The organism is Acinetobacter sp. Q85-2 (assembly GCF_013420555.1).
Taxonomy (GTDB): domain Bacteria; phylum Pseudomonadota; class Gammaproteobacteria; order Pseudomonadales; family Moraxellaceae; genus Acinetobacter; species Acinetobacter indicus.
Genome location: NZ_VOXW01000008.1, coordinates 95,592 through 118,468 on the forward strand (window position 1 = coordinate 95,592; position 22,877 = coordinate 118,468).

25 protein-coding genes are annotated in these 22,877 nt (G+C 48.0%); 18 read left to right on the top strand and 7 right to left on the bottom strand.

All coding sequences use genetic code 11. The annotated features are described in order from the left end of the window. Positions 1-9 precede the first annotated feature (9 nt). The 9 genes from topA to FTT68_RS06390 all read left to right on the top strand — a co-directional run bounded on the left by topA (position 10) and on the right by FTT68_RS06390 (position 9,371). Positions 10-2,646, top strand: coding sequence for a type I DNA topoisomerase (gene topA / locus FTT68_RS06350; protein ID WP_005182090.1), 2,637 nt, complete (start codon positions 10-12; stop codon positions 2,644-2,646). A gap of 93 nt (positions 2,647-2,739) precedes the next feature. Further along, on the top strand, positions 2,740-3,543 hold the full coding sequence (locus tag FTT68_RS06355; RefSeq protein WP_005182091.1) for an NYN domain-containing protein: 804 nt from the start codon (positions 2,740-2,742) through the stop codon (positions 3,541-3,543). A 4-nt stretch (positions 3,544-3,547) separates the two neighbouring features. After that, positions 3,548-4,306 carry a hypothetical protein gene (locus tag FTT68_RS06360; protein WP_168381745.1) on the top strand — a complete coding sequence of 253 codons (759 nt, stop codon included), beginning with the start codon at positions 3,548-3,550 and terminating at the stop codon, positions 4,304-4,306. A 56-nt stretch (positions 4,307-4,362) separates the two neighbouring features. Further along, positions 4,363-5,502 carry a glycerate kinase gene (locus FTT68_RS06365; protein WP_180083858.1) on the top strand — a complete coding sequence of 380 codons (1,140 nt, stop codon included), beginning with the start codon at positions 4,363-4,365 and terminating at the stop codon, positions 5,500-5,502. A 48-nt stretch (positions 5,503-5,550) separates the two neighbouring features. Then, positions 5,551-5,904, top strand: a complete 354-nt coding sequence (locus FTT68_RS06370; RefSeq protein ID WP_180006783.1) for a hypothetical protein — start codon at positions 5,551-5,553, stop codon at positions 5,902-5,904. A gap of 68 nt (positions 5,905-5,972) precedes the next feature. Next, on the top strand, positions 5,973-7,964 hold the full coding sequence (locus FTT68_RS06375; protein WP_180006784.1) for an ATP-dependent helicase: 1,992 nt from the start codon (positions 5,973-5,975) through the stop codon (positions 7,962-7,964). Positions 7,965-8,056: 92 nt separating this feature from the next. Then, positions 8,057-8,308, top strand: a complete 252-nt coding sequence (locus tag FTT68_RS06380) for an RNA-binding protein (protein ID WP_005182105.1) — start codon at positions 8,057-8,059, stop codon at positions 8,306-8,308. Positions 8,309-8,486: 178 nt separating this feature from the next. Beyond that, on the top strand, positions 8,487-8,990 hold the full coding sequence (locus FTT68_RS06385; protein WP_180175240.1) for a DUF6586 family protein: 504 nt from the start codon (positions 8,487-8,489) through the stop codon (positions 8,988-8,990). A gap of 102 nt (positions 8,991-9,092) precedes the next feature. Beyond that, entirely contained in the window at positions 9,093-9,371 is a 279-nt protein-coding gene (locus tag FTT68_RS06390; RefSeq protein WP_005182110.1) for a hypothetical protein, read from the top strand. Positions 9,372-9,431: 60 nt separating this feature from the next. Here FTT68_RS06390 and FTT68_RS06395 read toward each other — a convergent pair whose 3' ends face one another. The 4 genes from FTT68_RS06395 to FTT68_RS06410 all read right to left on the bottom strand — a co-directional run bounded on the left by FTT68_RS06395 (position 9,432) and on the right by FTT68_RS06410 (position 13,334). Beyond that, positions 9,432-11,150 carry a cation:proton antiporter gene (locus tag FTT68_RS06395; RefSeq protein WP_075167257.1) on the bottom strand — a complete coding sequence of 573 codons (1,719 nt, stop codon included), beginning with the start codon at positions 11,148-11,150 and terminating at the stop codon, positions 9,432-9,434. A 147-nt stretch (positions 11,151-11,297) separates the two neighbouring features. Next, complete coding sequence (gene rpmG / locus FTT68_RS06400; protein ID WP_003654787.1) at positions 11,298-11,453, bottom strand: 50S ribosomal protein L33; 156 nt, start codon at positions 11,451-11,453, stop codon at positions 11,298-11,300. Positions 11,454-11,469: 16 nt separating this feature from the next. Continuing rightward, positions 11,470-11,706, bottom strand: a complete 237-nt coding sequence (gene rpmB / locus FTT68_RS06405; protein WP_000048256.1) for a 50S ribosomal protein L28 — start codon at positions 11,704-11,706, stop codon at positions 11,470-11,472. 164 nt (positions 11,707-11,870) lie between these two features. Continuing rightward, the gene (locus FTT68_RS06410) at positions 11,871-13,334 is read right to left on the bottom strand and encodes a coniferyl aldehyde dehydrogenase (RefSeq protein ID WP_005182115.1); all 1,464 of its coding nucleotides are present in this window, start codon (positions 13,332-13,334) and stop codon (positions 11,871-11,873) included. 115 nt (positions 13,335-13,449) lie between these two features. Between FTT68_RS06410 and FTT68_RS06415 the strand changes: the two genes are divergently transcribed. From FTT68_RS06415 to yddG, 7 genes are all read left to right on the top strand, one after another. Next, entirely contained in the window at positions 13,450-14,160 is a 711-nt protein-coding gene (locus FTT68_RS06415; protein ID WP_005182118.1) for a TetR/AcrR family transcriptional regulator, read from the top strand. A 70-nt stretch (positions 14,161-14,230) separates the two neighbouring features. After that, positions 14,231-15,097, top strand: coding sequence for a formyltetrahydrofolate deformylase (gene purU / locus FTT68_RS06420; RefSeq protein ID WP_005182122.1), 867 nt, complete (start codon positions 14,231-14,233; stop codon positions 15,095-15,097). A gap of 206 nt (positions 15,098-15,303) precedes the next feature. Next, on the top strand, positions 15,304-16,089 hold the full coding sequence (locus FTT68_RS06425) for an energy transducer TonB (protein WP_016659573.1): 786 nt from the start codon (positions 15,304-15,306) through the stop codon (positions 16,087-16,089). Positions 16,090-16,109: 20 nt separating this feature from the next. Then, positions 16,110-16,733 carry a MotA/TolQ/ExbB proton channel family protein gene (locus FTT68_RS06430; RefSeq protein ID WP_005182127.1) on the top strand — a complete coding sequence of 208 codons (624 nt, stop codon included), beginning with the start codon at positions 16,110-16,112 and terminating at the stop codon, positions 16,731-16,733. Next, a complete protein-coding gene (locus tag FTT68_RS06435) occupies positions 16,733-17,137 on the top strand; it encodes a biopolymer transporter ExbD (protein WP_005182129.1) in 405 nt (134 codons plus the stop codon). The genes FTT68_RS06430 and FTT68_RS06435 overlap by 1 nt, the downstream gene beginning before the upstream one ends. 158 nt (positions 17,138-17,295) lie before the next feature. Further along, the gene (locus FTT68_RS06440) at positions 17,296-18,210 is read left to right on the top strand and encodes a DMT family transporter (protein WP_127799009.1); all 915 of its coding nucleotides are present in this window, start codon (positions 17,296-17,298) and stop codon (positions 18,208-18,210) included. Further along, positions 18,210-19,100 (top strand): aromatic amino acid DMT transporter YddG, encoded by an 891-nt coding sequence (gene yddG / locus FTT68_RS06445; protein WP_160241633.1) that lies wholly within the window; start codon positions 18,210-18,212, stop codon positions 19,098-19,100. Before FTT68_RS06440 ends, yddG begins: the two co-directional genes overlap by 1 nt. A gap of 43 nt (positions 19,101-19,143) precedes the next feature. Here the strand turns inward: yddG and FTT68_RS06450 are convergent, their stop codons facing one another. Continuing rightward, the gene (locus FTT68_RS06450; protein WP_005182132.1) at positions 19,144-20,391 is read right to left on the bottom strand and encodes a YihY family inner membrane protein; all 1,248 of its coding nucleotides are present in this window, start codon (positions 20,389-20,391) and stop codon (positions 19,144-19,146) included. A 112-nt stretch (positions 20,392-20,503) separates the two neighbouring features. Here FTT68_RS06450 and wrbA point away from each other — a divergent pair, with 112 nt between their 5' ends. Together wrbA and FTT68_RS06460 are read left to right on the top strand one after the other, a co-directional pair. Next, positions 20,504-21,100 carry an NAD(P)H:quinone oxidoreductase gene (wrbA, locus tag FTT68_RS06455; RefSeq protein WP_016659569.1) on the top strand — a complete coding sequence of 199 codons (597 nt, stop codon included), beginning with the start codon at positions 20,504-20,506 and terminating at the stop codon, positions 21,098-21,100. A 287-nt stretch (positions 21,101-21,387) separates the two neighbouring features. Further along, on the top strand, positions 21,388-21,579 hold the full coding sequence (locus tag FTT68_RS06460; protein WP_016659568.1) for a hypothetical protein: 192 nt from the start codon (positions 21,388-21,390) through the stop codon (positions 21,577-21,579). 68 nt (positions 21,580-21,647) lie between these two features. On the opposite strand, the gene FTT68_RS06465 is transcribed toward FTT68_RS06460, so the two are convergent. Continuing rightward, complete coding sequence (locus tag FTT68_RS06465; RefSeq protein WP_016659567.1) at positions 21,648-22,043, bottom strand: hypothetical protein; 396 nt, start codon at positions 22,041-22,043, stop codon at positions 21,648-21,650. 217 nt (positions 22,044-22,260) lie between these two features. Then, positions 22,261-22,836 carry a xanthine phosphoribosyltransferase gene (locus FTT68_RS06470; protein WP_005182137.1) on the bottom strand — a complete coding sequence of 192 codons (576 nt, stop codon included), beginning with the start codon at positions 22,834-22,836 and terminating at the stop codon, positions 22,261-22,263. Positions 22,837-22,877 lie beyond the last annotated feature (41 nt).

The window sequence follows — 22,877 nt, forward strand, 5'->3', positions numbered from 1 at the left end:
CGGTTAACTATGGCGAACGCTCCTCGCTCCACATCGAAAAGCACTACAGCAAAATCTGCCGATGGCGCTAAGCGTGCCTTGGTGATTGTGGAGTCGCCTGCAAAAGCGAAAACAATCAACAAATACCTCGGTTCGAATTACATTGTAAAGTCGTCGGTCGGTCACGTGCGTGATTTGCCTACAGGCGCCAGTAAAAGTACAGAAAAGAAAACCACCACACGTGCCAAACTGACCGAAGCACAAAAAGCAGAAAAAGCTCAGCAGGCCTTGGTCAACCGCATGGGGGTAGACCCGGAGCATGGCTGGAAAGCCCAGTATGAAGTGCTACCGGGCAAGGAAAATGTTGTTGCTGAATTGAAAAAACTGGCATCGCAGGTCGATGAAGTCTATCTGGCAACGGATTTGGACCGTGAAGGGGAAGCCATTGCCTGGCATTTAAAAGAAGTCATTGGCGGTGATGATGCGCGTTATCAGCGTGTGGTATTTAACGAAATTACCAAAAATGCCATTCAGGAAGCCTTTAAGCATCCGGCACGTCTAGACACCAATAAAGTCAATGCGCAGCAGGCGCGCCGTTTCCTGGACCGTGTGGTTGGCTTTATGATTTCGCCATTGCTGTGGGAAAAAATTGCCCGTGGTCTGTCAGCCGGTCGTGTCCAGTCAGTAGCCGTGAAACTGGTGGTAGAGCGTGAACGTGAAATTCGTGCCTTCATTCCGGAAGAATACTGGCAGGTATTTGCCGATACCAAATCTGCACAAGATGATATTCGTCTGGAAGCAGTCAAGCAAAATGGCAAGACCCTAAAGCTGCGTAACAAGGCTGAAACCGATGCCTTGCTGAACCTGATTAAAGATGCAGACTATACGGTGGCTGCACGTGAAGACAAGCCGACCAAGGTGAATCCGAGTGCGCCGTATATCACCTCAACGCTGCAACAGGCGGCCAGTACCCGCTTAGGTTTCTCGGTCAAGAAAACCATGATGCTGGCACAGCGTCTGTATGAAGCCGGTTTTATTACCTATATGCGTACCGACTCGACGTTCCTGAGTGATGACGCCGTGAATATGGTGCGTACGCATATTGAATCCGAGTACGGCCAGAAATATTTACCGGCCAAGCCAAACCGTTACGGCAACAAAGCCGGCGCGCAAGAGGCTCACGAAGCGATTCGTCCATCCAATGTTGGTCTGAAAGGCGACAGCCTGGCCGGTGTCGAGCGTGATGCCCAGCGTTTATACGATTTAATCTGGCGTCAGTTTGTGGCCTGTCAGATGACTCCGGCCGAATATTTATCGTCGACCATTCTGGTCAATGCCAATGGGGTAGAACTGAAAGCCAAAGGCCGTACCCTGGTCTTTGATGGCTTTACCAAAGTGCGTGGTCAGAACAAGTCTGATGATGATGTATTGCTGCCAGCAGTGAAAGTCGGCGAAGTGCTGAAACTGCAAAAGCTGGACCCATCACAACACTTTACCAAGCCGCCGGCACGTTTTACCGAAGCCTCGCTGGTGAAAGAACTGGAAAAACGTGGCATTGGCCGTCCATCGACCTATGCGGCGATTATTTCCACCATTCAGGACCGTGGTTATGTCAAGCTGGAAAACCGCCGCCTGTTTGCGGAAAAGATGGGTGAAATTGTCACCGACCGTCTGGATGAAAGCTTTAACAACCTGATGAACTACGACTTTACCGCGGACTTAGAAGGTCAGCTGGATAAAGTGGCCGATGGTGAACGCAACTGGAAAGATCTGCTCGACAGCTTCTATGGTGATTTTAAAACCCGTTTGACCAATGCACAGGGCGAACAGGGCATGCGCCGTAACCTGCCGGTGGAAGTGGATGCCGTGCATTGTCCGGAATGCGAACGTCCAATGCAGATTCGTACCGGCACTACCGGGGTATTCCTGGGCTGTTCCGGTTATAACCTGCCGCCAAAAGAACGCTGTAAGGGCACTTTGAATTTAACACCTGTTGAATCTCTGGCAGCCCTGTCAGATGATGACAGTGCTGAAACTGCTGACCTGATGTCGAAAAAACGCTGCCCGATTTGCGAAACCGCCATGGATAGCTACGTGATTGATGGTGGCCGTAAATTGCATATTTGCGGTAATAACCCGGACTGCGCCGGTTTTGAGCTGGAAGAAGGCGAGTTCAAGATTAAAGGCTATGATGGCCCGACCATTCCATGTGATAAATGTGATGGCGAAATGCAGCTGAAAACTGGCCGTTTTGGTCCATACTTTGCCTGCACCAGCTGTGACAATACCCGTAAAGTCTTGAAAAACGGTCAGCCTGCGCCGCCGCGTGTCGACCCCATCAAGATGGAACATTTACGCTCGACCAAGCACGATGACTTCTTTGTCCTGCGTGATGGCGCTGCCGGTCTATTCCTGGCGGCCAGCAAGTTCCCGAAAGTGCGTGAAACCCGTGCACCGAAGGTGGCGGAACTGCGTACGGTTGCTGACCAGCTTGATCCAAAATATCAATTCATTTTGCAAGCACCCGATGTAGACCCAGAAGGCAACCCGACTCTGGTGAAATTCAGCCGTAAAAATCAGGCGCAATATATTGGCTCTGAAACCCCTGAAGGCAAGCAGACCAAATGGAGTCTGGTATATCAGGATGGCAAATGGGTTGAAGCCTAAAAGCTAAAAATAAAAAATGCCGACATCAATCGGCATTTTTTATGTCAAAATCAACTCCACAATAAATTTGAATAATAAGCGCTTGGGGAACCGGTGGATATCCAAACAAAAAAATTTGCGGTGTTAATTGATGCCGATAACTCTTCGATTCACGCTATTGCTTCGGTGCTTGAAGAAGTCGCCAAATATGGCATTGCCAGCGTGAAACGGGTCTATGGGGACTGGAGCAGTGAAACCCTGAAAAAGTGGCGTGATGTGCTGTTGCCGCATGCCATTACCCCGGTACAGCAGTTTGCCTATACCAAAGGCAAAGATGCCACCGACATGATCCTGATTATTGATGCCATGGATTTGCTCTATGCCGGAGCGCTGGATGGTTTCTGTATTGTGTCCAGTGACAGTGACTTTACTCCGCTGGCCTCACGGATTCGTGAAAATGGCCTCAGTGTTTATGGATTTGGCAAAAAATCCACTCCGGAAGCCTTTAAAAAAGCCTGTGATAAATTTATTTATATTGAAAACCTGATCTCTGAAAATGAACTGAAAAATGCTGAAGAAGATGAAATCAGCCCGGTTCAGGACAAAAAGAACCTAGAAAGTGCAAAAAACTCCGAGCTAAAATCCAGCACTGTGCCGAAAGAAAACCCGGCTGCAGAGATGATGGATCGCGCCACACTGAATCTGATTTATAAAGCAGTCAAAGACAATGCCGATGAAAATGGCTGGGCCAATCTGGGCATGGTCGGGCAATATATCAGCGCGGTAAAACCGGATTTTGATTCCAGAAACTATGGCCGGGCCAAGCTTTCCGGACTCATTAAAACTCTGAATCTGTTTGAAACCAAAATTGAAATGAGTCAGATGTATCTGAGAAAACTCAAAAAACAGAGCGCTTAAGCCGATGTGGAAAAAGATTCGTATCCTGATCCTGTTGCTGATTCTTTTCATTGTGGCGGTAAATGCCTATCGTGACCAGAATCAGGACTGGACTAAACCGGTGCGGGTGCTCTTGCATCCGGTGAATGCCGATGGACAGGACAGCACCCAGCGTTATATCCAGCAGCTGTCTAACAGCAGTTTTCAAACGGTGCAGCAGTATTTGCAGCAGGCCGCGGCACAGTATCGCCAGCAACCGGTATATTTTTATCTGCAGCTTGGCCGGGAACTGAAACAGTTGCCGCCACAGGTGCCGGAACAGGCTTCTTTACTCGATAGCATCATCTGGAGCCTCAAGTTCCGGTTTTATGCCTGGCGTCAGCATCAGTCGGTTGATGGCGCACCGCATGTGACCCTGTATTTAAACTATTATGATCCAGCCCATCAAAAAGCTTTAAAACATTCTACCGCGCTGGAAAAAGGCCGGATTGGTTCGGTTAACCTGTTTGCCGCCGAGCGTCAGAACCAGCAGAATCATGTGGTACTGGCACATGAATTACTGCATGCTTTTGGCGCCCGTGATAAATATGATCTGGCCACCGGACTGCCGATTTATCCGCTGGGTTATGCCAACCCGCAGCAACAGCCACGCTATCCACAGCAGAAAGCTGAGTTAATGGGCGGGCATATTCCGCTAAGTAGCAGCACCAGCAAAATGCCGGACAGCCTGCAATACACCGTGATTAATGACCTGACCGCTGCGGAAATTGGCTGGCTACGCTAATATGCGGATAAGTCAACACTTATCCACAATGGACACCCACGCTGGGGATAAACCACATGCCACTTCGTTTTGTGATTGCACCAGATTCCTTTAAAGAAAGCCTGAGCGCAGTACAGGCCGCCCAGGCCATGCAGCGCGGAATCTTGCGGCAGTTTCCGGATGCAATCTGTCGCTTGGTACCGCTGGCCGATGGCGGTGAAGGCACCGTCGATGCCCTGTTAAATGCATGTACCGGGCAGAAAGTTTCGTGTCGGGTACGCGGTCCTTTGCCGCAGCAACAGGTTGAAAGCTACTTTGCCCTGATTGACGACGGCAAAACTGCAGTCATTGAAATGGCCAAGGCCAATGGTATTCATCTTATTCCGTTGGCGCAGCGCAATCCGGCGCTTACTTCTACTTATGGCACTGGCGAGATGATCCGCCAGGCGCTGGATCTGGGCGTGTCTAAAATCGTGATTGGACTGGGCGGCAGTGTCACCAATGATGCCGGCAGTGGAATGGCGCAAGCGTTGGGGGTGAAATTTTTAGATCAGGCTGGCCTGGAGGTGCAACCTTGTGGCGGCAATTTAAAGCAGATCTGTGAGATTGACCTTAGTGCTTTGGATGCCCGTTTGGCAACCACCGAGATGCTGATTGCCAGCGATGTCAATAATCCGCTCTGTGGTGAACATGGCGCCTCGGCCATTTTTGGACCGCAAAAAGGTGCCACACCGGAGCTGGTCAAAATTCTCGATCAGAACTTGGGTTATTTTGCCAATCTGGTTGAAACAACGCTTGGGGTCAAGGTCCAACATCAGGCCGGGGCTGGTGCTGCCGGTGGACTGGGTTTTGGCTTGCTTGCTTTTGCTCGCGCAAAAATTCAGTCAGGTGTTGAACTGCTGATTCAGCAAACCGGGTTGGCTGAAAAAATTGCACAGGCCGATGTGGTCCTGACCGGCGAAGGGAAAATTGATCGGCAGACCTTCATGGGCAAAACCCCATTTGGCGTGGCACAGGTTGCGAAAAGCTTGAATAAACCGGTCTATGCGTTTGCAGGAATGATTGGTGAAGATATTGAGCCACTGCTAGAGGCGGGATTTACACAGATTATTGGCATTAATCTACCTGATATTTCAGTAGAAGATGCGATTCGAAATGCAGAAAATAATTTAACCGACAGCGTCGAAAATGTCATGCGATCGCTAAAGAAATCGTGATAAACCCAGATGCCAAAAGGGTTTAAAAAAATGATAAATAGGGAAATCATGAAAAAGATCATCTTGGTTTTGATATTAAGCTGCATCACCGTACACGGTTTTGCAAAACCAGCCTACCGCGAAAATATGCAAAATTATCTCAAGAAAAATCCTGTACAGCAAAACTCACAGCCGAGAGTACTGTCTTTTAATTTTGATGAGATACATCTGAACGTTTTAAAAAATCTGCTGGCAATTGAAAAGAAGGTCACGCTGATTGTGGATTCAGATGTCGACATGAATCATCAATTCCCCCTTCATTTACGCAATGCGAACTTTTTTGAATTTTTGGACGTAACGACCAGACAGCTGGGGCTGCAATACGAAGTACTCAATTCGAAAACGATCCGGGTTTACAAATAGGCTAGTTTTTATGTTGATGGGATGCTTATGATAAGATCTCGCTTTGAATTTTCGAGAAATGATTTGGTATGTCACTTGCACAGCTCATCGACGAGTTAAATCCCCAACAGAAAAATGCAGCCACCACTGAAGCAAAGCACAGTTTGGTCTTGGCTGGGGCAGGCTGTGGCAAAACCAAAACCATTGTGGCGCGTGCGGCTTATCTGATTGATCAGGGCGTTCCGGCCAACCAGATTCAGATTTTAACCTTTACCCGCCGTGCCGCTGCCGAAATTGTAGCGCGGGTCGAACTGGCGCTGGGCGAGCAGGCCAAGGGCTTGCGTGCTTCGACCTTCCATACCTTCTGTATGTATCTGCTGCGCCGGATTCCAAAAGCCTTTGGGCTGGAACAGTTCTCGATTATTGATCGTGATGACCAGATCATGATGTTCCGTTTACTGCGTGGTAAAGATGACAAGAAAAATCCAAATGCCTTGCCCAAGCCACAGCAGCTGTGTGACCTGTATTCATTTGCCCGCAATACCCGGCAAAAACTGAGTATTGCCCTGGAAAAACAGTTACCGGAATGTCTGGATTATAAAGATCAGATTGCCGAGATCATGAAAGAATATGAAGCGCGCAAGCAGGCGCGTCATTTTCTGGATTATGACGATATTCTGGCAATTGTCGCTTCGGCGCTGGCCCAATCAGAGGGGCTGGTCGATTATGTCGCGTCGTTGTGCCAGCACATGCTGGTCGATGAAATGCAGGACACCAATCCTTTGCAATGGGCCTTACTAGAGCCGTTAAAAGAGCGGGTGCAGCTGTTCTGTGTTGGTGATGATGCGCAGTCGATTTACGGTTTCCGTGGTGCAGACTTTGAAAACATTCATCACTTTAAAGAACGTGTTCCGGGTGCCCAGATTTATAAGCTGGAGCGTAATTATCGTTCAACCCAGGAAATTTTGGATCTGTCGAACTGGTTGCTGGAGCAAAGTCCGATCGGCTATGACAAACGGCTGGAGGCGTATCGCGGCAGCGGCTTAAAACCGCGCATGCACATTTTTCCGAATGAGTTTGATGAAGCCAAATGGATTGCCATTGATATCAAAGAGCGTCACTTTATCCATGGCGCAGCATGGCAGGAGCATATGGTGCTGGTGCGTTCCAGTTTTGCCGCGCGGCATATTGAAGCGGCCTTTATTGCCGCCAATGTTCCGTATCGTTTTATTGGCGGCATGAAATTACTGGAATCGGCACACGTTAAGGATTTGCTCAGTCTGCTGCGGGTCATTGCCAATCCGGCCGATGATATTGCCTGGATGCGTTTTCTGACCCTGTGGAATGGCGTGGGAGATGTCGGTGCCAGTAAACTGGCACAGCAGTTATTGTTGAATCCGGAAATGGAGCAGATTGCGGAAAAGCTGGAGAAATTTGGCCGGATTCCGGATAAAACCATTTTGATTATGAAGCAAATGGCGGTACTGAAACAGGAAGTCGACGTCTGTGTCAGTCTGGCGATTGAGGCACTGGTGGAGCAGCTGGAACAGAATTACGCCAAAAAAGACTGGTCAAAACGGCTTAAAGATTTTGATCTGGTCAAGCAGCTGGCCAGCAAACACGGTCAGCTCAGCGAGTTTCTGGAAGAATATGTGCTTGATCCGATTTCGATTAGTGAAATTGAACGTCAGTCAGATGATGATGTGGTCACGCTCATTACCATTCACTCGGCCAAAGGTACCGAGCAGAAGGTCTGCTATGTGGCCAATGTCACTGCCGGGCAGTATCCACATGCACGGGCGCAAGGGAATTTTGACGAAGTTGAAGAAGAACGCCGGGTGCTGTATGTGGCTTTAACCCGGGCGCAAAACGAGCTGATTCTGACCAAGCAGAACATCAGCTGGTGGGCCAGAGATACGGTCGATGAACAGGGGCGTACTGTGGAAAGCTATTTTCTGAACGATTTGACCCGTAACCTGTGTCAAAGTGAAACCCACTATAAAACCCGTGAACAAACTGTTAAAAGTGCGCTGATCGAACGCCAGAAGATTCGTTTAGATTTTGGGATTGATCTCGATTAAACTAGAGTCATGTGTTGTGCAGCTTGATGCACAATCTCCAGAGTAGAGTAGGCGCATGCTTTTGGATGATTTGGCCTATTTGGAAAAAGTAAATGAAAATTCTTGTACGTAATTTAGAGCGTTCTATCACCGATGCTGAACTGCTGGCGCTGTTTCAGCCGTTTGGCACAGTCGAATCTGCGGTGATTGTTAAAGAGGCTGACAGTGGCAAGTCCAAAGGGTTTGGCTTTGTGGAAATGCCGCATGGTCGTGAAGCCGTCAAAGCGATTAAGGGCCTGAATACCCTGAAAGTCAAAGGTGCTGGCATTCGCGTTAAAGCTGCGGAAGACAAGCCGAAAGCTTGAACATCAACAGGAGTCCTTAGTGGCTCCTTTTTTAGCGCTGCATTTTTCTCTATTTAAACTTATCGTAGAAAATATCGATGCTGATGATAGCGCTCATATGTATTTTTTGTTGGGCATTTGGACGCAGAGCGTTTAAGCTTAATGTTGAAATAAAAGCCAAAATTTAGGAACGCTATTCATGTCCCGTGTTGCTCACTTTCATGCCGACCGTACCAATCAAAAACTGTATTTTGCCCGTCTTTCATGTCAGCAAGCCGAACAAACCGAACATATCCAGCAGGCGCAGGCACATCGCGAAGCAGCGGTGTTTCATCTGCATGGTGCTGTACTGGCCTTTTTGCAGGAACTGATGCGTTACTACCGCCTGAATGAGCTGCAGCCGACTTTAAAATCAATTGAAGAAGCGATGGCGGCCAAAGGTCAGGTATCGCCTGAAGTGGTGATTCTGCAAAAACTGGCCAAAGAAGGCTTTATTGCTGAATTAAAACGCGCTTATCGTCTTTGTCAGTATACGCCGGAGCCAAGCGCACCGGAACCGGAAGATGAGACTTCATCGAACCTGATTATTAAAGTCACTCAAACCCCGCAAGCATGGCTGCCAGATACCAAAATCCTGCGTGAATGGCATCGTGAGCTGATGCAGTTAATTGATGGTTTCAGAAATGAAATGGTGGAATTCTAAACCCGACCAGTGTCCCTTGAATTCTGAAAACCTGACATCATATTAACTATCTAAGCGATGCAAAGAGTCCATCTTTGCCACCATGTTGAACATGGAGGAATTATGTCTATAGAACAGTTAAAAGCCTTATTTGGAAATCAGGACGCGATTTTGGAATTGGTTCAGCTTGAAGGTGGTGAGTTGGCATTGCGTAATGCTGGTTCAGAACAGGAACCTCTGGTCAAAATCCAGTTTAATGATGAAGTCAAAGCCCTGCTGGGAGATCAGACGCCAATTGTCGCCCAGCACATGATTCAGGCCGCATTATTCGGGCTGCTGGAAAAGCAGGTCAATGAATGGCAGGCCGAAGTGGTTGATGAGCAGCCGAAGTATCTGAGCTAGTCGGCTCATGCTCTGGAATGCAAAAGCGCACCTGAAGGTGCGCTTTTTTGTGCCTGAGGCTTAATGTGAGGGTGGTTGATGATGGGCAATTTCAATCTGGTTTAAAATATGATTGCTCATGTTCTTGGCCATTTCTTCTTTGGCAAAGTACACCTCACCGATATTGTCACGGCGAATGACTTCGGCTTCTTCTTTGCTTTCCGCGCAGATCAGCACCTGAATTTGCGGATTCAAAGTAGTCGCAATATCAACAATTTTATGAATATCAATAATGTCCATCGGTGAAATCACCAGTAAACGGGCATGTTGAATATGTGCCTGAATCAGTACTCCAGGCTCAGTGGCCACACCAGATACCGCAGCAATGCCTTTTTCCCGCAGGTTTTCAACAATCTCACGGTTTTCTTCGGCAATCACCACCTTGATATTTTCCGCCATCAGGTTTTTGGTAATACGGCGGCCGACTTCACCATGGCCAATAATCACGACCTGATCCCGCAGATAATCTTGTGAAACTTCATCGGGTAACATCGCCAGCGGGTCGCCACTGCGTTCCAGCAAACGGGCTAGATGTGAGCGCTCGCGAATCCAGCGCTGTACCGGTTCAATCGCCGAAAACAGGAAGGTGTTTAAGGTAATGGAAATCAGGGCACCGGCCAGAATCAGGTTTTGACCTTCTAGAGACAGCAGCTGTAACGATACGCCGAGCGTGGCCAGAATAAAGGAGAATTCACCAATCTGCGCCAGTGAAGCACCCACCGTTAATGCAGTGTTAATCGGGTAGCGGAAGAACAGGACTAGGGCCATGGCGGCAATGGTTTTACCAATCATGATAATGCCGACCACTGCCAGCACATGCAGCGGTTCTTCCAGCAGAATCCGCGGGTCAAACAGCATCCCCACCGACACGAAGAACAGGATCGAGAAAATCTCCCGTAGCGGCAGGGTTTCTTCTTCAGCACGATGGCTAAAGTCAGACTCTTTCACCACCATACCGGCAAAGAAGGCGCCCAGTGCCATCGACACACCAAAGACTTTATAGGCACCAAAGGCAATTGACACGGCCGCCGCGACCACAGTCAGGGTAAACAGTTCACGGGAACCTAGACGCGCCACCACCTGCATAATCCAGGGTACCAATCGTTTTCCGACAATCAGCATAAAGGCAATAAAGCCGGTGACTTTTAACAGGGTAATGCCCAGTGTCAGCCAGATGTTTTCATCAGCTGCACTACCGGCAAGTGCCTGTCCACCCAACAGGACCGCAGTAGCCGGTAACAGTACCAGCACCAGTACCATCACCAGATCTTCGACCAGCAGCCAGCCCACGGCAATCTTGCCGTTGACCGAGTCTAGCAGGCCGCGATCCCCCAGTGCTTTGAGTAGAACTACCGTACTGGCACAGGACAGGCTAAGACCGAACACCAGTGCAGAGCCGAAACTCCAGCCCCACATCATCGAGACTCCAATCCCCAGTAAAGTGGCGACAGTAATCTGCAGGATGGCACCGGGCAGGGCAATCCGTTTGACTTGCATCAGGTCATTGAGCGAGAAATGCATCCCGACGCCAAACATCAGGAACATCACACCCAGTTCAGCCAGCTGGTTGGCCAGGTGAATATCACCGACCACGCCGGGCGTATTTGGACTAATCAGGATACCGGCCACCAGATAACCGATCAGGGGCGGTAAACGTAAACGGGCGGCAATATAGCCGAACAGTAAGGCCAGTCCAAAGCCGACAGCCAATAAGATAATAAGTTCTACATCATGCGGCACTAACAACTCCTTAAGCCAAGGTTAAGGGTAAAAAAGACAAGCACAGAGAGTGCCAGATTGAAAAGATCAGGAAATTTTAACAACTGGAAGAAAAAAAGTGCAAAAAAAACGACCTGCAGAGAGGTCGTTTTTTTCAAAAAGCCAAAATTATTTGATTTTAGCTTCTTTGAAGATTACGTGTTGACGGATTTTTGGATCAAATTTTTTGATTTCCATTTTTTCCGGCATAGTACGTTTGTTTTTAGTCGTGGTATAGAAATAACCTGTACCAGCTGTAGAAACTAAGCGAATCTTATCACGCATTGTCCTGACTCCTTACTTAGATCTTTTGACCTTGAGCACGTAGGTCAGCAACAACCTTTTCAATGCCCAATTTGTCGATAATACGCATACCTTTAGTGGTTAAACGAAGACGTACAAAACGTTTTTCGCTTTCTAACCAGAAACGGTGGTGGTGCAGGTTCGGCTCGAACCGGCGCTTAGTTTTGTTGTTGGCGTGTGAGACGTTGTTACCAACGACTGGACGCTTGCCGGTAACTTGGCAAACCTTAGACATGGTGTAACTCCATTGATTTAGCCAACAGCAAATCTGTATGGCCAGTCAAAAATAAACGGATGAATTCATTCAAGGGGCGTTTTATACCAAAAATGCGCTTAAAAGACAAGCGATTTTCAGGAAAACGCAGCATGAGCCATGCTAATAGCTCATGCCTTGATCATTTAGCGAAGAAGCATCTTTGAAATTAGTCTGTGAATCGGCTTATTGAACGGCGGCAGGATGTATTTCAAGCTATACAGCTTCGGATTAGACATCACCGAGCGTTCATGCGACAAACTGAAGAATCCTTCGGGACCATGATATTTGCCCATCCCTGACGCACCGACACCACCAAATGGTAAGTCATCCTGTGCGACATGGGTCAGTACCATGTTTTGTCCGAAATGCCCTGAATGGGTACGCTGTGCGACATAGTCGGCACGCGCCTGATCAAAGTCGAAGTAGTATAATGCAAGTGGACGCGGACGGCTATTAATAAACTCGATTACATCATCAATTTGTTCATATTCCATGATGGGCAGCAGTGGTCCGAAAATTTCCTCTTTCATGATGCGCATTTCGGTGGTGACCCCGGTCAGTACGGTCGGAGCGACTTTGCGTACATCGTCCAGCAGTTCATTTTGCGGATTGATTTCAATCAGTTGGGCGCCCTGTTCACGGGCATTGTCTAAATAGCCCTGCAGCCGGTTGTACTGCTTGTCATTAATAATGGAGGTGTAATCCTGATTGTCGCGCAGACTTGGATACATCTGCTTAATATATTGTTCATAATGACCCAGGAATTCGGCGGTTTTGCCTTTAGGCAGGAACATATAGTCCGGTGCCACGCAGGTCTGTCCGGCATTCCAGAGTTTACCAACCGCAATCCGCTCGGCAACATCGGCCATATCACTTGATGGATGCACCAGCACGGGCGATTTACCGCCCAGCTCTAAAATCACCGGCACCAGATTTTCGGCTGCCGCCGCCATCACGGTTTTACCGACATTGGTCGAACCGGTAAAAATCATTTTATCGAAGGACAGATGACTAAAGGTATCGGAAATCGCACCGCCGCCGGTAATGACCGCCACCAGTTCCTGCGGGAAAGCTTCAGCAATGGCATTTTCCAGCACACGGCCAAAATGCATCGAGGCACTGGAAATTTTAATCATGGCGTGGTTGCCGGCTGCTAAAGCGCAGATTAACGGACCGACCGACAGTAACAGCGGATAATTCCACGGTGCAATAATGCCGACCACACCCAAAGGCTGGTATTGCACCCAGGCTTTGGCCGGCTGATGAATAATTCCGACATGTCGCTTGGATGGTTTCATCCAGCCACTGAGGTTTTTGCTGTAGTATTTGATATGTTCAAGGCAGGTGAGTAATTCGCCAATTTTGGTCTCGCCCATCGAACGGTTACCATAGTCTTCATTAATTGCTTCGGCAAACTGATCCTGATATTTAACCAGCACCCGTTTTAACCGTGCCAGACGGTCAATCCGTTCTTTGGCGGTTGGCAGCGGATAGCGCTGATAGGCGTATTTCTGCAGGGCCAGAACATCATGTAAACGTTGTGCATCAAGGTTATGGGGCGTGCTGTCGGGAGTGGTCATCGAAGTTGTTTTTGTTTGACTGTTCATGGCGTGTTACCATTCGATTGAATCAATTAATTTAGTTTTTAGAGTATTTACTCTAAATAGTCAAGTTACTTTATCTGTTAGTTTCTTAACAGTTTGAAAGAATGGTTACTTTAGGATGTCACACTCGAAAACGGTGAAAACCAAAGAACGTATTTTGCAGTTAAGCCTGCAACTTTTTAATGAACGTGGCGAACGTGTCGTGACGACCAATCATATTGCAGCTGAATTGGGTATGAGTCCGGGTAATTTGTACTATCATTTCCGCAATAAAAACGAAATTATTAAAGAGCTGATGGAGCAGTATCAGGCCGAAACCCTGAGCATGCTGGCCTTGCCAGATGACCGTCCGCTGGATGCCAACGATAAGATTCATTACTTTCAGGTCCTTAGCAGCCAGTTATGGAACTACCGCTTTTTGCATCGGGATGTCTATCATCTGGTGGAAAATAACGAAGATTTCCGCAAAATGTATCCGCGTTTTGCCGGACAGGTGATGCAGCAGGGACAAAAAATTTATAAAGCTTTCGTGGAAGCCGGTTTAATGGAAATGACCGACTCGGAAATTGAAGCCTTAATTATTAACCTGTGGATTGTGCTGACCAACTGGACCAACTTCCTGTATATGTCGGGGCATATTACCGACTCGAATACGCTGGAAGAGAAGTGGGTCTGGCAGGCGCTGCGTCAGATGGTATTCCTGGAAGGGGCGTATTTGCGTGGTGAAAGCCGTCAAACCTATGAAGGCCTGTTACAGACCCTGGGTTCATCGGAACTGTTTGCCAGCTTATCTTCAAGCAAGAATACAGAAACTGATTCCCCTATTTAGTCTGTTAAGGAAACGCGCTAGAATAGCCGGCTTATTTTTTCAATTTAACTGATTAGTGATATAAACCAACATGAATATGACGACTGCGAATACTGCACGTTTACTGATTACTTGTGAGGATAAGCCAGGTATCGTGCAGGCTGTATCGAGCTTTTTGTATCATCAGGGAGCAAATATTACCGCACTTGATCAATACGCGACTGAAGCTCAGGGCGGGCGTTATTTCATGCGCGTTGAATTCGAGCTGGATCATCTGCAAAGCCGTCGTGAAAGCCTGATCCAGACCTTTGCCAGCAATGTGGCCGAGCGTTATGAAATGCAATGGCGTCTGGCCTTGGTGGCCGATGTGAAAAAGGTCGGTATTTTAGTGTCTAAAGTCGATCATGCCTTGCTGGAACTGTTATGGCGTCATGCGCGTGGTGGTCTGCCGTGTGAAATCACCAAAGTGGTGTCGAATCACGAAACTTTACGTGAAGCGGTTGAGAACTTTGGTATTCCATTTGAAGTGGTGCCGGTTAACAAGGAAAATAAACGCGAAGCCTATGCCAAAATTGATGAATTGATGCAGGGCAATGATGTACTGGTGCTGGCACGTTATATGCAGATTCTGGATGAAGAATTTGTCAGCAAATGGGAAATGAAAGTGATCAATATTCACCATTCCTTCCTGCCAGCTTTCGTTGGCGCCAACCCGTATCAGCAAGCCTATGACAAAGGCGTGAAACTGATTGGGGCAACTGCGCACTATGTGACCGCGGATTTAGACCAGGGCCCGATTATCGAGCAGGATGTGGAGCGTGTCAGCCACGATTTTACGGTCGAGCAGCTGCGTGAACTGGGTCAGGATGTGGAGCGTAACGTGCTGGCGCGTGCAGTGAAATGGCATCTGGAAGACCGGATTATTGTCGATGGCAATAAAACAGTGGTATTCCAATAAGTTGTTGTGAATCAGCAGATTTAAAGGCATACTTTTAGTATGCCTTTTTTATTGATTATTTGAAAAAGCCATTAAAATAGCCAAATTAATTGTTGCAAATGAAAACACTTCTCATTTATCATTGCGGTACTTTAATTGTGCTAACCGATGAGCTTGATAGGTCAAATCTGAAACTGGCTATCACCTCTTTAAGGTAACTGAGTTTAATGAGTCCATCTTCTACTCCCATGATGCAATCTCCTCATCCCATGAAAAAGAAAGTGCTGTCTGCACTGGTGGCCGTGGTTATTGGCCATATCGGGGTGTTGTGGGCGGTTAGCCAGATGGAATCACCGGAACTGAAACCGATTGACAAGGAGCCGCTAAAAGTCCGCTTTGTCAAAATTCAGGAACCCCCAAAACCTTTACCGCCACAACCAAAAGCAGAACCAAAACCGGCACAGCCTAAGCCACCAGAAGTCAAAGAAGTGAAGGTGGTTGAAAAACCATTGCCACCACCACCGAAAAAAGTGGAAAAAGTCCAGCAGGTGAAAAAGGCCGAAGCGCCAAAACCTGTGGTCAAACCGGTTGAGCCAACGCCGCAGCCAACGCCAACCGTTACCACCACGGTTTCTGAAACCAAAGTGGTGAAACCGGCACCGCAACCGGTGGTACAGCCTGCGCCAGTAGCGCCGCCTGCACCAGCTGTGCCAGCAACCAAATCGGTATCAATTGGGGGCTCGGGCGTGCAGTGGAGCCGCTCACCAAAACCATCGTATACCAACCGAGATTTACAGGGTGAAACCCGTAGCGTTGTGGTCTTAATTGAAGCCAATGAAAAAGGCTCAATTACCAGTGCGCGGATTACCCGTTCAAGCGGCATTGCTGCTTTAGATGAAAAGATTTTACGCGCTGTGCGTAGTGCAAAATTCAAACCGTACAAGGAAAATGGCGTTGCTTATCCAATTCGTGCCGAGCAACCCTTTGAATTGACATTGAATCCTAACGGCTAACTTTAATCAGGAGTTCGAGTATGAACTTTTCAGTTTATTGGCAACATGCAGATGCAGTCAGCAAAACACTGTATTTCGTGTTACTGGCAATGTCGATTGCGACCTGGACAATTTTTGTGCTGCGTCTGATGGGCACCCGCCAACTTAAACAGCAAGCCTATGCTCAACTCGCTCAAGCGCTGAACAGCCTGAAAGCCAAATTTGCGCCTTTAAGTTTTGAACAGCGCAAGGCCGTGGCAGAGCAGGCGCTGTTACGCCAGATTTCGGCAGAAAAAGCCTCTGCAGAAAAAGGCGTATCGGTACTCGGAACTATTGCATCGCTGGCACCGTTTGTCGGTCTGTTTGGTACTGTATGGGGGATTTTCCACGCGCTGGTAGCGGTGGGTAAAAGCGGTCAGGCTGGCCTTGCTCAAGTGGCGACGCCTGTCGGTGAAGCACTGATCATGACCGGTTTTGGTCTGGCTGTCGCAATTCCAGCAGTTATTGCCTATAACATCTGTAGCCGTTTTAACCGGACCTTGTCACATGAACTGCAAGATCATGCACACAACCTGTTAATTGACACCATGCTGCAGCAGGATTCTGCGACCGCTCAGGCTGAAGTGAAAACTGCACAGCAAGGTTTAGTGGGAGGTCAGGCTTAATGGCATTTCAATTGGGTGAAGACAACGATAGCGGCATGAATGAGATGAACCTCATTCCGCTCATCGACATTATGCTGGTCTTGATGATCATCTTCCTGGTGACAGCGACCGTTGCCAACCCATCAATACCATTAACCTTGCCAGAAACCACGGCAGAAATTATTGATCCACCACCACAGGCGATTACCGTTAGCATTAATGCTTCGGGTGAAGTGGCCTGGGATGATCAGATCATCAGTCTGGATGAGCTGGAAAACCGTTTAAATGCGGCAGGCGAGCAGGAACGTAAGCCAACGGTACAATTACGTGCCGACAAAGATGCCCGTTATGATACCGTTGCCCAGGTAATGTCACGTGCGAGTGAAGCCGGACTCAGTGATATTGCCTTTGTCAGCGATAACTAAACGTGACAGGCCAGACTCAGGACGACCCATCACGGGTCGTTTTTTTATGGCAGCTGTTTATGTGTAAATTGCAGGAAAAGCGTGCAGCACATATTTTAAATGCCTGCCAATTCAATTAAGGTAGGCTAGGGAAAAACGAGAATTTTCAAGGAATTTTGGTGAAACAACGACAGGCACTGGATGCCAGAGCAGCCAGTATAATGTTTGTGCTGTGTATTTTCTGGGGACTGCAGCAGGTGGTGCTAAAAATTGCCGCGCCTGATATTTCACCGCTAATGCAAATGGCGCTGCGTTCCGGGATTTCTGCGCTGCTGGTCTGGCCGTTAATCCGGCTGGCTCAAGGTGTGCATTTATGGACACCGACGTATTTGTATCCGGGCTTGCTGGTCGGGCTGCTATTTGCCGCCGAATTTTTTATGCTGGCTGAAGCCATCCGCTTTACCTCGGCCTCCCATACCGTGGTGCTGCTGTATACCGCGCCAATTTTTGTAGCTTTAGGCCTGCACTGGAAGCTGCCCAGTGAACGGCTTTCCCTGCTGCAATGGAGCGGTATTCTGCTGGCTTTTCTGGGCATTGTGGTGACTTTTTTGGGGCGTGACAGTCAGCTCAGTGCCGCAACCAGTTCCATGCTCTATGGCGACTTTCTGGCTTTATGTGCCGGTATTTTATGGGCGGCCACTACCATAGCGGTGCGCTTAACCCCGCTGGCCGAAGCACCAGCCACCCAAACCTTGTTCTATCAGCTGCTGGGCGGTTTTATCGTGCTATTCCCTTTGGCCTACTGGTCCGGACAGGCGGTGGTGCACTGGAGTCCGGTCGCTATTGGCAGCCTGTTGTTTCATGCCATTCTGATTTCTTTTGCCAGTTATTTAATCTGGTTCTGGTTACTGAAAAACTATCTGGCCTCACGCTTGGGGGTATTTTCTTTTTTAACCCCATTATTTGGGGTGCTGTTCGGCGTGTGGCTGCTGGGTGAGCAACTGGAACACAGCTTTATTATGGGTGCTATCCTGGTGATGCTGGGCGTGGTTATGGTCAGCGCACAGGGCTGGTTCAAGCGGCGCGTGGCCTGATGCTGAGCCAATCACAACGCTTTACTGCACTGGGCTTGAGCTCACTGCTGATCTGGGCCAGCCTAGTAGGTGTGGTCAAGCTGATTAGTGAGCAGCTCAGTCCGGTGCTGGCACTTGCGCTTATTTATAGTGTCAGTGCGCTGGTGATTCTGCTGCACCAAGGTTGGCCCAAACTTAGCCAGATGCCGAAAATCTATCTCTGGGGGAGTGGGGCATTATTTGTCAGCTATGAAATTCTGTTCCTGCTGTCGATTGCTTTATCGACACAGCGCGAACAGGTGCTGATGATTGCCATGATCAATTATCTGTGGCCGCCGCTGAGTATTGTGCTGGCGATTCTGGCCAAACAGCTGCGTTATCACTGGGCGGTAATTCCAGGCTTTTTGCTGGCCGTACTGGGCTTGATGCTGGTGGTCAATCCGGAGATCTGGAACTTGGCCCAGCTCTGGAGCGTACTGACGGAAAATCCGTTGGCTTATAGTCTGGCATTTTTAGCGGCCTTGTTATGGCCCTGCTACGGGGCGCTGACCCGAGCCTATGCCCAAGGCAGCAATGCAGTGTCACTGTTTTTTGTGGTGACTGCGGGTTTGCTGTGGGCGCTGCATGTAGGACTGGATGAGCCATGGCAATGGCCAAGCCTTTCGCTATGGGGATGGATTGTGCTGGCCGGTGCCCTGATTGGGATGGCCTATCATAACTGGAACCAGAGTATTCAGTTTGGCCGTATTCAGCTGCTAATTCTGGCCACCTATTTTATTCCAGTGCTGTCTTCATTGATCTCGATGTGGCTGTTGCAGCTACAGCCTGGCTGGGTGTTCTGGCTCGGCTGTAGTCTGGTCAGTCTGGGTGCGCTGATCTGCTGGAAAAGCACCAGCGAAATTTCCGCTTAGCTGGCGCTTATTTCCCGGCCTTAAAGATCAGCAGGTGCTACCTCTATTTTTCTTCAAAAATTTTCGACAATGGAATCGACAGCTTGGCTGCCAGATAGTCATCGGCTTCAATCAGCGCCGGTCCGAGTTTCTGCATCCATTCATCATCCGGATGAATATTGCCGACATCTTTGCGCTGTGGTAGAGGATAAGGCAGCTGGGTATAAAAACTCCAGAAATTGACCTGCGATAAATTTCGTACCAGCACCAGTTCATCGTTATCGGTGCGTTTAATCAGGTTTTGCTGCTCCAGCATCCAGATATAATTCGGTAAACGGCCAATTTCATCGCGGCCCAGTACTTCCAGTGCTTCCTGCTCGGTCACGCTTTCGCCTTTTTTCTGTTTTTGATAAAACAGCTCCAGCAGGTCCAGCAGCATAATCATCGGATGGCGTTTCTGGTCTTTGCCGGAATTAAAAGCGGTGAGGGCAAAGCTGATTTCCACGCCCAGCAAAATAATATTCCACGACAGAAAAATCCACAGCAGGAAAATCGGCACGGCAGCAAAGGCGCCATAGACAATTTCATAACTGGTGAAATTCGACATGATAAAGCCGAACAGGTTTTTTAATGCCTCAAACACCACCGCACTAAAGACGCCGGCAATCAGCGCGGCTTTAATCGGCACATTGCGGTTGGGAATGGTCCAGTACAGAATAAAAAAGCCGACAATGGTCAGGGAAAAGGAAATGATCCACAGAATAAAAGCACCGTTGACCTCATAACCGGCAAAGTTATTGCTCAGTACATTCATCGAGGCAACGGTAGATGACAGCACAAAGGCGCTGCCAAGTAAAATCGGCCCCAGCGAAATAATGGTCCAGTAGCGCATAAAGCCCATAATCCCGCCTCGGGTTTCTTTTACCCGCCAAATCCGGTTAAAGGCAGTTTCGATACTGGTCAGCATCAGTACAGTGGTAATGAACAGGAACAGAATCCCGATAATGGTGAGATTGCTGGATTTATCGGTAAAGGCATTCAGGGCCTTATCAAAGGCGATGGTGGTTTTGGGCAGAAAGTTGCTGTAAATCAGCTGCTGTAACTGCTGACGCGCCGGTTCTAAAGCTTTAATCGAGGAGATGATGACCAGAAAAACCGTCAGCATTGGCACCACCGCAAACAGTGTGGTATAGGTGAGCGAGCCGGCCTGTTCACGACAGCGGTCTGCTTCAAAACGGCGTAATACAAACAGCACGAATTGAAACCACTGGTGGTCATAAAAGGGCAGCTTTTTTAAATACTCAACAATCATGCGGCTAAAGTCTCGATTTTTTTAGTGATCTTTCTGTGTTTTCCTGTGCCAGCTTAACCAAAAATACAGCAAAATACCGTATAGTTTTCTTTTTTACTCTACAGATAACATTATGCAACCCTATGTTTTAGTTCTGTATTACAGCAAATATGGCAGCACCCGTGAAATGGCCCATCTGATTGCCAACGGGGTAGAGGCAGCAGGCGTAGCGGTAAAAATACGTACAGTACCGAATATTGCCGCGGTGGTCAAAACTGCCGAGCCGAGTATTCCGGCCGAAGGTGATATTTACTGTAGCCTGGATGACCTGGCCAACTGTGCTGGTCTTGCGCTTGGTTCGCCGACCCGTTTTGGCAATATGGCCTCGGAAATGAAATTCTTCTGGGATCAGACCACCAGTCTGTGGCTAAGCGGCGCCCTGCACGATAAACCGGCCTGTGTATTTACTTCTTCCGGTTCACAGCACGGTGGCCAGGAAAGCACTTTGCTGACCATGCTACCGCCGTTATTTCATCATGGCATGATGATTATGGGACTCAGCAATGCTCATCCGGCTTTATCCAATACCAAAACCGGCGGTACACCGTATGGTGCATCGCATGTCAGTGGCCCGCGTCATGACCAGAGTTTAAGTCAGGATGAAAAAATCTTGTGTGCAGCACAAGGGCAACGTTTAGGCGAAATGGTGAAAAAGTTACAGGGAATGTAATCTTCTGAATCATTAACTCAGGTGTAAAACGAACAGAATGTTTTACACCTTGATTGTATTTGAGCTTCATTGGCTGCAGCGGTTTGAATATTTTTATTCACGAAAAAACTAATTACTTTTCACGCAAAATCACTATTTGTAGTGATATTCAGTCTTTCACTTTTCACATTTAATAGCCACTTTTAAAGCAGAGTTTTCTGTCACGGTTCACACAGCATTTTTCGTGCAGGTATATGTATCAAGCACAATGGACTGCTGTAATAATGAGAGATTGAGGAAAAGTGGAAATGAATAAGTTAACGTTAATCGGTATAGTTGTATTGAGTTTAGGCTGCTCGTGGTCGAGCGTAGCTGCAACTGAAATTGTGCATAGTCTGAACTTCCCACAAGAACAACAAGCCCAAAAACAACCTGCAGAAGTTCAATATTTAGCAGCTCAAAAGCCAGTAATTGCAGCCGAAAATGTGCAAGTAAAATAATAAAAAGATGTGATAAAAGTGCTGTTTTATACAGCACTTTTTTATATGAAAATCTGTGTTTGGTATGTTTAAGATTGGTTAGGTTTGATTTGTTCTTTAAAACGGTGTTTGCATTTCAGACAATGAAAATCAAGAAAGATATTTTGGTCGACAATTACACCTGCTTTTTTACCAAAGCGATGCCCTAAAAAGCCGCCAGTGATCCCAACACTAATTGCACCCACAAAGGTACCAATGGTACCGCCCATAATCACCCCCAACGGTCCGGCCACGGTGCCTATGGCAGCGCCTAAAGAGGCACCGGAGGCGGCCCCGCCGACAGTTCCGGCTGCTGTTCCGGCCGACCCGAGCAATACTCCGCCAATTTTTTGTAAGTTTTGTTCGTGGTTGCGCTTTTCAACCTGATTTGAGCCACATTTCGGACAGACGATACTGTGTTCCATCAACGGATTGTCTTGTGTCATGAGTGTAGAGTGCCTTCTAAAAATGCTGGGTCAATCCAAAGAGCCAATAGCTTAGGACAAAAGGCGTTAGCTGACCTTGGTCAAAACGCTCAGAATTTGCCGTTAGGCTTATGCTAAGCCATTCGGTCTGGAGCGTGGTAGAGAATTTTGTAAATCACATCGCCATAAAAAAAAGAGCACCTGAGTGCTCTTTTAGATATAAATTGCAGACAAAGTCTTAGTCGCGAACAAATTCAACCGTACCATTGGCCAGTGACTTCACACGCGCCAGAGATTCAACCCGGTAGCCTTTTTCCAGGAGCAGGTCACGACCTGGCTGGAAGGATTTTTCAATCACAATACCAATACCGACCACTTCCGCTTGGGCCTGATGAATCAGGTCAGCCAGACCTAAAGCCGCCTGACCATTGGCCAGAAAGTCATCAATCACCAGCACTTTGTCGCTTGAGCTGATGTGCTTGTTTGAAATCGCGATGGTGCTTTCGACCTGTTTGGTGAATGAAAACACTTTAGAGCGATACAGGTCATCTTTTAGGGTTAAAGACTGATATTTACGTGCAAAAATCACGGGAACGCCCAGCTCTAAACCTGCCATGACTGCCGGTGCAATACCTGACGCTTCAATGGTAATAATTTTGGTGATGCCGGCATCTTTAAACAAACGCGCAAATTCTTGACCAATTTGCTGCATCATGACCGGATCAATTTGATGGTTTAGGAAAGAATCGACTTTCAGAACTTCTTCAGACAGAACGATACCTTCAGCTAAGATTTTCTGTTCTAGTGCGTGCACGGGAGAATCCTCAACAGCAGGTGCTTTTTAAAGCAAAAGCG